The organism is Microcystis sp. CS-574 (assembly GCF_028329095.1).
In the GTDB taxonomy this organism is placed as follows: Bacteria; Cyanobacteriota; Cyanobacteriia; order Cyanobacteriales; family Microcystaceae; genus Microcystis; species Microcystis ichthyoblabe_A.
In genome coordinates, this window is record NZ_JAQMSY010000185.1 from 1 (window position 1) to 9525 (window position 9525).

Annotated in this window: 8 protein-coding genes; 5 read left to right on the forward strand and 3 right to left on the reverse strand. The window is 43.0% G+C overall.

What is annotated here, in order from left to right; all coding sequences use genetic code 11:
• The first annotated feature begins 661 nt into the window (after positions 1 to 661).
• The 3 genes from PN470_RS14885 (at position 662) to PN470_RS14895 (ending at position 4420) form a co-directional block, all read left to right on the forward strand.
• Positions 662 to 1897, forward strand: a complete 1236-nt coding sequence (locus tag PN470_RS14885; RefSeq protein WP_002732807.1) for a DNA sulfur modification protein DndB — start codon at positions 662 to 664, stop codon at positions 1895 to 1897.
• 158 nt (positions 1898 to 2055) lie between these two features.
• Positions 2056 to 3657: a DNA phosphorothioation system sulfurtransferase DndC gene (dndC, locus tag PN470_RS14890; protein ID WP_272104742.1), complete on the forward strand. Its 1602-nt coding sequence runs from the start codon at positions 2056 to 2058 to the stop codon at positions 3655 to 3657.
• Between the two features lie 70 nt (positions 3658 to 3727).
• The gene (locus tag PN470_RS14895) at positions 3728 to 4420 is read left to right on the forward strand and encodes a M15 family metallopeptidase (RefSeq protein ID WP_272104743.1); all 693 of its coding nucleotides are present in this window, start codon (positions 3728 to 3730) and stop codon (positions 4418 to 4420) included.
• 78 nt (positions 4421 to 4498) lie between these two features.
• Here PN470_RS14895 and PN470_RS14900 read toward each other — a convergent pair whose 3' ends face one another.
• Positions 4499 to 4903 (reverse strand): response regulator, encoded by a 405-nt coding sequence (locus tag PN470_RS14900; RefSeq protein WP_016514287.1) that lies wholly within the window; start codon positions 4901 to 4903, stop codon positions 4499 to 4501.
• Between the two features lie 82 nt (positions 4904 to 4985).
• Here PN470_RS14900 and PN470_RS14905 point away from each other — a divergent pair, with 82 nt between their 5' ends.
• Together PN470_RS14905 and PN470_RS14910 are read left to right on the forward strand one after the other, a co-directional pair.
• Entirely contained in the window at positions 4986 to 7625 is a 2640-nt protein-coding gene (locus PN470_RS14905; RefSeq protein ID WP_271937155.1) for a DNA gyrase/topoisomerase IV subunit A, read from the forward strand.
• A gap of 4 nt (positions 7626 to 7629) precedes the next feature.
• Positions 7630 to 8313, forward strand: coding sequence for a YdcF family protein (locus PN470_RS14910; protein WP_271937158.1), 684 nt, complete (start codon positions 7630 to 7632; stop codon positions 8311 to 8313).
• Positions 8314 to 8550: 237 nt separating this feature from the next.
• Here PN470_RS14910 and kdpC read toward each other — a convergent pair whose 3' ends face one another.
• On the reverse strand, positions 8551 to 9204 hold the full coding sequence (gene kdpC / locus PN470_RS14915; RefSeq protein WP_272104744.1) for a K(+)-transporting ATPase subunit C: 654 nt from the start codon (positions 9202 to 9204) through the stop codon (positions 8551 to 8553).
• A gap of 2 nt (positions 9205 to 9206) precedes the next feature.
• The gene (locus tag PN470_RS22385) at positions 9207 to 9413 is read right to left on the reverse strand and encodes a potassium-transporting ATPase subunit F (protein ID WP_103113181.1); all 207 of its coding nucleotides are present in this window, start codon (positions 9411 to 9413) and stop codon (positions 9207 to 9209) included.
• Between the last annotated feature and the right edge of the window lie 112 nt (positions 9414 to 9525).

Sequence of the window (9525 nt, forward strand, 5' to 3'; positions counted from 1 at the left end):
TTCAATGGGATTGCGAATTTCATTTCACGAGTCTTCAGGCTTTTGACTTGATAGTACACCCAAAGTTGCCCCAAAAATCCCCCTTTAAAATGTTCTTTAAATCCCTAAAAGGCTTGCTGTGTCTAAAACTGAGAATTGCTGATCTAGGAGCCACACAGTTGGCAAAATGGTAGTTTCGTCCCTTAGTTTCTCAATTTTATCTGGCGTTCGCTCATAAAAGTGCCAGGGTTTTGAGTCCCTCCGATCGATTTCTCAACGTTTGTTTCTGGCACTTTTCTGGCTGAAAAAGTAACAAAACCCTTTTCTGGTAAGGCTTTCACTGATATTCAGCCAGCCCTAATTTAGGTTAACTACTCTCCCACAAGCCCGCTTTTAAGTACATATATTCTACCTTTTTGTGATTGCTATTTTGAGTATCTTACCTATACCCTACTGAATTTTACCTATCAATCTACTTTTCGACTGCAAAAACCAAAATCAGTCCATATCTTGACTGCAAAAACGGTATTTTAACTTTATATGGGCCATTGACAAGCCTAAAAGCTTTCTTTAAACTAGATTCAGTGCATAAACAAAAATTCCGATAAGTACCTATTGCAGTAGGACTTCTCGGACGTTTGTATGTACTTAATTGTTTTTGGACATTTTTTCAAGGTTAATTATGACTCAGATCACATCGGCTGTCAATGACGACGGCTACCGTTCCACTGCTGACATTGTACACTGTCAAAGACAAGATGAAGCGCAGACTTTAGCTTTCGCTGATTCGGCCACATCAGGAGCGAGAGTTTTTATTTGTCATGTTTACGAACAGGGGGGAAGAACTCATCTAGTTTTTTCTCTACCTTGTAGTCTGCTGATTGAATTGGCAAAATTACAGAGTGCTGAAGCTAAAAAGAATAAGTCTAACGCGGATGAAGTCATGAACAGACCACTTATTCCCCAGCACGTTAACGAGATTGCAAAGTATTTGCTAGATACGGACCAGTATATTTTGCCCCCATTCATCTTTAACTCGAATACACCGATCAAAGTTTTTACCTATGGTGCAGGTCCAGTCAAATTCGGTTATGCTGTTATGCCAATAGATGTAGAACTTTATGTTACTGATGGTCAACATCGGTTAAAAGCGATCGAAAAAGTTTTACCTGAAAAACCTGACTTGCGTAACGACAGCGTAACTGTGCTGGTAGTTCAAGAAGCAGATATGGATCAAATTCATCAAGATTTTGCCGATTGTGCCAAAAATAAACCCATACCTCCCGCTTTATTGGCTGCTTTCGACGTTACCGATCCTCTTGCTAAGTTGACTCGGACAATTACTAAAGATTTAGTCATTTTCAATGGACGGATTGATAAAATCTCTCGTACTATCGGAAAAGACACCAAATATATGTTTACTATGAGTCAGTTAAGAATCGGTGTCGCTGAATTTCTTTTTGGTTCATCTCGAAAACCAGTTATAGAATCTCATTCTCGTCAAAGTAAGAGTGAATTTTTCCTGATGTTAGAGAGATTAAAGATTTTTTACACAGAATTCGCCAAAAACAATGATACTTGGCGACTTTTGCTACAACCTGCATCTCAAACGGTCAATCTCAACTTGTACGATCTCAGACAACAGCGTGTGGATTTTAATACCGTTGGGTTTCAGGTACTTAGTCGAATTGGACATTTAATCTTTTTTGGACAAGAATTCACTGATTTACAGCGAGAAGCTCTAATTAAAGCACTTGCGGGTTTGGATTATACCCGTGACTCAGCTTTATGGCTAAATAGTATCGTGATTGATGATGCTGGTGCTAAAAAGATAGTTACACAGACAACAGCAGTCGATAAAGCGTTTAAAATCGCCAGAGATGCTGTACAAGAGAAAACTGGGATAGTTTTAATCTAGTTTCGAGTAGATTTAGAGCAATTCAGTCTTATATACCTTCTGAAATCACAAGCAGAGATCGAGCAGTTTTGCTTTATCTCTCTTTTCCTGTGACTATTGATAGGTTTTACTAATTAGACATACAGTATAGAGAGGAGAACTTTAAAAGCATATATGTAATGACCGCAATCCAAACCTCTCTACTACCGAATCGTACTATTGATGAGTTCGTAGAAGATATTAAACTACTGACTCAAGAAGTACAAAAGCTCTACTGTTTAGATGAGATTCCTTGGATTATTGGTGTTTCTTGGGGAAAAGATAGTTCAGCAGTTTTACAGTTAATCTGGAATGCGATCGCTGATTTACCATTAGAGAAGCGACAAAAAACTATTCATGTGATCACCACCGACACAATGGTTGAAAACCCCATTGTCTCTGCATGGGTTAGAAAGTCGATGGAAAAGCTGGAAAAAGCTTCAGAAGCTCATAGAATGCCATTTAAATCACATTTACTCTATCCTGCTGTAGAAGATCGCTTTTGGAGTGGATTAATAGGTAAGGGTTATCCTGCTCCCCGTTTGAAATTTCGTTGGTGTACTGGAAGACTGAAAATTAACGCTTCTAATAACTTTATTCGTGAAGTCATCAGAAATTGTGGGGAAACAATATTAGTTTTGGGAATCCGCAAAACAGAAAGCTCTCGTCGTGCTAAGGTGATGGAAAAATTAGAAGCTAAAAGACTTCGTGAGCGTTTGAGTCCTAATGCAAATATGCCCAATTCTCTCGTTTATAGTCCGATCGAAGATTGGCGTACTGATGAAGTATGGATGTACTTAATGCAGTGGGAAAATCCCTGGGGAGGAGACAACAAAGAATTATTAGCAATGTATCGAGGAGCAACTGCGGATAATGAATGTCCCCTGGTGGTAGATACCTCCAGTCCTAGCTGTGGAAGTTCCCGTTTTGGTTGTTGGGTTTGTACTTTGGTAGATAAAGATACATCTCTGAGTATGATGGTTCAGAATGACCAAGAAAAGGAATGGTTACAACCACTCGTAGAACTTAGAAATGAATTAGACCTTTTGGATGATAGAGAGAGACGTGATTTCCGTCGTCTTGTTGGGAAAGTACAATTATTTGAAAGAAACTTAAATGGAGAAATATCGATCGAACCCATACCGGGACCCTATACTAAAAAATGGCGGGAATATTGGCTGAGAAGGGTATTAGAGGCTCAGGAGAGCGTGCGTACTAATGCCCCAGAGGAGATGAAAGATATTACCCTAATTACCACGGAGGAACTCAGCGAAATTCGCCGGATTTGGAGGGAAGAAAAGCACGAATTTGATGACCAATTACCGAAGATTTATAAACAAGTGACTGGAGAAACTTTTCAAGATCCGCGACCGGGAGCGGATAATAATCTTTTGGGGAGTGAAGAATGGGATATCCTCGCGGATATCTGTGCCGAGGATTCCATGCACCTAGAATTATTGGCTAAACTTATCGATACAGAACGTCAATATTTTCTAAAAATCTCTCGCAAGGGTATTTACAAAGACCTAGAAAAATGCTTTGAGTCTAGTTCTCGTAGTAAAGAGGAAGCGATCGAAAATGCTCGTTATGTCTATGATCTAAAGAATGCCGCTCAAAGTGGCAATATTGCTCAGGTGAAAGAACAACTCAAGGAGAGTTTTAGTGAACCGGAAAAAGACCCGCAAAAACAGTTAACTTGGGCCAGTATGAAATTCCCTACAACCGATGATGAGGAGGAATAACGGGTTTATTTTACCCGTAAACTGGCGATCGAGTTGACCATCAATAAAATTACTGTTTCCCGATGACGAGATGAAACCCTACCAAAAAATTCCTATTCGTGAATGTGGGGAACCCCTAGTACCTATACCCGCAGATAAGTTTGTTATCCCTTCTCCCCATGCTTACGAGAAATTAGGAGCTAATTATCGCGGTAAATCTCCCTATTTTTTGCGACAAGGGGTGTTAAATGCTCTGATTGACGCTCAAAACCGTCTGCAAGTCTATCAACCCGGTTGGCAAATTTTGATTTTTGATGCCTATCGACCGGTGGAAGTGCAACAATTTATGGTCGATTATAGTTTTCAGACTCTCCTAGACACAAGAGGATTAGCCAAAGAGAAACTATCGAAGGCAGAAAGTCAAGCGATTTTAACAGAAGTTTACACTATTTGGGCGGTTCCCAGTGATAATGCCGCCACCCCGCCACCCCATAGTACCGGAGCGGCGATCGATATTACCCTAGTGGATGAGAAGGGACAAGCCATCGACATGGGTGGAGAAATCGATGAGATCGGAGAGCGATCGCATCCCGATTATTATATCGCCGCAAAAAGCCCGCAAGAACAGAGCTATCATCAAAAACGAGTTTTATTGGCTAAAGTGATGAAGGAGGCGGGATTTAGCCGACATAAGGGGGAATGGTGGCATTTTTCACTAGGGGATCAGATGTGGGCCTGGTCGCTCGATCGAGCCTACGCTATCTATGGCAGAGTGGAGGATTAGGGAGATAGCTGTTAGGGGTAAACTGAAGGCAGCTGGTCTAGATAAATACTGATATACTAACAAAAGAAGACTCAAAGCTTAGACCAGCTTCTGATCGATGATCGCCAAGATTTGCTCAACAAAAGCTTGGTGATCAACCACTGGTTTAGAAATATAACCATCGGCCCGACTCTGCTTGAGAAAATTCTCTCGATCGCCTTCCATAGCGTGAGCAGTGACGAGAATAACGGGTAAATCGGCGGTTTCGGGGTTAGCTTTGAGAATTTGGCTGATTTTAATGCCATCTACCGCTTTCCCTTCATAGACACTATGGGAGAGGGAGACATCCATTAAGATCACGTCCGCTTTCTTGTCCCGAGCAATACGAAGCACTTCTTCCACGTCTTCAGTCCCTTTGACCTCTAGACCACCTCGTTTGGTCAAAATTTTGGCAAAAACGCGAAAATTTATCGGGTCGTCTTCTACAATCAAAACAGTTGTCATAGGGAAGCTCAGGGATAAACAAGGTTAAAACGGGCAAAATGCCCTATGATTCACAGCTAGACAGATTAAAAACGAGAGACTCATGGCCAAACAACTGGATTTCTTAGCTACTGGTCAAATTATACCCACGGCCTTACACCAAGAGATGGAACGCTCCTATCTAGAATATGCCATGAGTGTGATCGTGGGGCGAGCCTTGCCGGATGTACGCGATGGATTAAAACCAGTCCATCGTCGCATATTATACGCTATGCACGAACTCGGTTTAACCCCCGATCGCCCTTTTCGCAAATGTGCGCGGGTGGTGGGGGATGTCTTGGGTAAATATCATCCCCACGGCGATCAGTCAGTGTACGAGGCACTGGTTCGTATGGTACAGGATTTTTCCAGTCGTTACCCACTTTTATCGGGCCATGGTAACTTTGGTTCGATCGATAACGACCCCCCGGCGGCCATGCGTTATACCGAAACCCGTTTGGCCGGCATCGGTGATCAGGCGGTTTTAGGGGGAATTAGCGATGCTATCGTTAATTTTAGCAGTAATTTTGATAATTCTCAACAGGAACCCGTTGTTTTACCCGCTCAGTTACCGATACTAATTCTTAATGGTTGTTCGGGTATTGCAGTAGGGATGGCGACTAATATCCCTCCCCATAATTTAGGGGAAGTGGTGGAAGGTTTAATCGCTTTGATCGATAATCCCGATTTAAGCGAGGAAAAGTTAGTAGAAATTATCCCCGGTCCCGATTTTCCCACGGGAGGCGAGATTTTAGATGATACCGGCATTCGGGAGGCCTATCGCACCGGTAGGGGGATTATTCCCGTGCGCGGAGTGGCGAAAACTGAAACCATTATTATTGAGGGCAAGCGCCGAAGGGAAAGGACGGCAATTGTGGTTACTGAGTTGCCTTTTCAGGTGAATAAGGCGGCATGGATTGAAAAAATCGCCGAATTAGTTAATTTAGGGAAATTGGAGGGAATTGCCGATATCCGCGATGAAAGCAATCGCGAAGGCATTCGGGTGGTGATTGAATTAAAGCGGGAAAGTCAACCGCAGCAGGTTTTGGCCGCTTTATACCAACAAACGGCGCTGCAGACTAATTTTGGGGCGATTATCCTGGCTTTGGTTGATAATCAACCCCGGCAGTTGTCTTTAAAACAAGTTTTACAGGAATTCTTGCACTTTCGAGAAACAACTCTCACTCGTCAGTATGGCGATGAGTTGCAACAGGCCAGCGATCGCTTACACTTAGTCGAGGGTTTATTATTAGCTTTGCAGAATATCGATCGAGTGGTGGATATTCTCAAAAATGCTCCCGATGGGACGACGGCTAAGTATCGTTTTCAGGCAGAATTGGGCATTAGTGACCCTCAAGCTGATTCTATCTTAGCTATGCCTCTGCGTCGTTTAACCGGTTTGGAAAGACAAAAGTTAGAGACGGAAGCGACGGAATTACAAACAAAAATTCAACAGTTAGAAACCCTCCTCCATAACCGTCAGGAGTTTCTCAAGTCTCTGAAAAAAGAATTGCGCTCTTTAAAGAAAAAATTCGCCGATAGCAGACGGACAAAAATTCGCACCGGCAAGTCGGGGGACAGGAGACAGGAGACAGAAGGGAAGAAACAGGATTCTGTGGTGAAAAAACAGGAGACAGTCCCGATGAAAAAATTTTCACCCCCACAGACGAAAGAGGTTTCCTTACCTACACCCCACACCCCACACCCCACACCCTCTTTCAAGGCAGAAGTTAAAAAACAGGAGAATAAAGTTAAGAAAAAGCCTGAGAGTGAGAATGCACCGAGTTTAAGCCTATTTACGCCCCAAGAACCCCCAGAAAATGCGATTTTATTGCTTGATGCCGAAGATAAAATTAGTTGGACGACACCGGAAGAGCGAGCGCCGGACCGGGGTTTAATTATCTATCAACAGGCGATCGAAAAACGGGAAAATTTTCTAGTTATCCTCGATAATGCTAAAGCTTACCCGATTGCTATCCGGGAAGTCCCCCCGCAAGCGAATCAACCGGTGTTAATCTCCAGTCTGCTGACCAAAACCGCCCAAAAAGAGTCAGAAGCGGTGTTAAATCAATTTTTCTTGACAGAACCTCAAAAAAATCAAGAATTGCTTTTACTGAGTCAACAGGGGCGAATAAAGCGGCTTCCCATTAATGAATTGGAGGGGGTTGGTAGTCGGGGTTTGTCCCTGATGAAATTGAAAGAAGATGATCGCCTATATGGTGCTATTTTTACTCACGAAGGCCTAGACTTAGCGATCGCCACCAGTAGCGGTCGGGTGTTGCGTTATCCTGTGCGCGAGGAATTATTGCCAATTATGGGTAAATCTGCCCAGGGTTTAGCAATTTTGCGATTGCGCTACGGGGAACATCTAGCTGGCTGTGTTTCTCTCCCCCATCGGGAAAATCTGCTGCTGATTTCGGGATTAGGTTACGGAAAAAGACTGGCGATCGAGAATTTACGCCTATCACAATTAGGCGATCTTGGTTCACCTGCTTTACAATTCGTCAACAAACAGGATAGTTTAGCGGCCATGGTAGCGGCGCGGGCGGGGAGTATAGTGTTATTAAGTACCAATCAGGATCGAAAACTACCCTTAGAGGTGGAAACTGTGGCAGTCACGGGTAAAGACGGGACAGGTTCACAATTAGTCAAACTCAACCCCACAGAAAAAATTATCAAAGCACAATTGTTACACCATCTCTAAGTCAATGGCGAAAAAACCGAAAAATGTTGCTCGTAAACACCGAAATTGGCAAAAATGGTTAAAACTAACTCTGGTCGCAGTTTTTGGGTTTATTATACTTAATTTAGCGATTAATTTAGCCATCCGCTGGCCAATTAATCAACAAAAACCCGTTGATGCCATCTTAGTTTTGGGGGGCAGCATTCGTCGGGAAATTTATGTGGCCAATCTGGCCAAGCAATACCCCAATATACCGATTTTAATTTCCCAAGGCTCGAAAGATCCCTGTATTTTATTACTATTTGAACGGGCAAAAGCACCAAAAACTAACGTCTGGTTAGAAAAGTGTGCTAATTCTACCTTCGGCAATTTTTTCTTTGCCGTGCCAATTTTAAAACAATGGGGAGTACATAAAGTAAAAGTTGTCACTTCTCCTACTCATTTACCCCGCGCTCAATGGTTAGCAGAAATTCACTTGCAATCCCACGGTATAGCAGTAGAAATCGATGCAGTCAGAGAAATTGGTATCCCTGGTAATCACGAATCAAAGCTAAAAACTGGTTTAGATGTGACTAGAAGTATAATTTGGGCTTTTGTCGGACAATTAATCTCTCCCCCCTGTTGGCAAGTCATTCCCTTAAATTCCGTTGATTTAGAAGCTTGGCGCGATCAAGGTTTTCAATGTGAATATCAAGGTAAGATCAGCTAAACCATCCTCTCCCAGTTAGTTTTTTAGCGGCTGCATCCCATGTTTGTAAATCCACTAAGTTGGGGTTTTTAAAGGCAAACTCTCTCTTTCCACTTGCCACTTCCCTATACCTTTTAAACAGGATTTAGTATGATCCTAAATCCTGTTATTAAAAACTGATTTTTATTCCCCCTTTTGCCTCATGCCTCATGCCTCATGCCTGTCCTGATATGTAGCCTATAATCAACGGATTTAGTATCAGAAACCCGATCGGGAATTTGCGATCGCATCTAGAGCCAGATTCAGTTTCAGCACGTTAACCCCCGGTTCGCCGAAGATGCCGAGAAAGCGCTCGTCGGTGTTTTTGATAATCAGTATCTCCACTTGATTCGTCGGTAATCCCCGCACCTGCGCCACCCGCTCGATCTGCGCTCTGGCGGCCTCTGGGGTGATATGGGGATCGAGACTGGAACCGGAGGTATATACCAGAGCTGCGGTGGGTTTGATTCCCGCTTTCTCTAATCGGGGAATCTCCCCCTCTATAGCTTTCGCCGGATCAGGATCGGGTTTTCCTTTAATGCGATCGATCAATACAGGGTTACTGGGAGCTAGGTTACTCGCTCCCGAAATTCCGGTTTGCAAGATCTTGTTAGGATCGTTTTTCGGATCGGCCGTACTGTAGTCGGTGGTACTCGGACGACTATTAAAATAGCGATCGCCGGTGAAAGGTTGCCCAATTAGAGCCGAACCCACCACTTGACCTTGATTATTGGTAATTAAACTCCCGTTCGCTTGCCAGGGAAAAAGAATTTGACCGATGGCGATCATCGAGAAAGGATAGATCAGCGCAGTGATCACCCAGAGAACTAGGGTAGAACGGATGGCTCTACCGGCATCGCGTGCAAAACTCATGATTAAAACCTCTCCGGTACAAAGATGACAAGGAACAGATAGATAAATAAAGCAAAGGCGACTAATCCTAAAAGGGTTAACGCAGAAGCTTGCCACCTATCGATAGTGCTTCCCGTAGAAGCTTGAACGATGGAGGAGAAAAGAATTGTTAGACAGAAATTTAAGAAAATATACCAAAAAAATCGGTATTTTCTAAGGGATAATTTCATAAGAATTAGAGTTTTTGGGCGATTTGTTTTTGCTAAATCAAGAAAATAAGTAGGTAGGCGTTAAAAATTATCAGACACCCCCCTTATCAAGGGGGGATTAAGGGGGGATCAA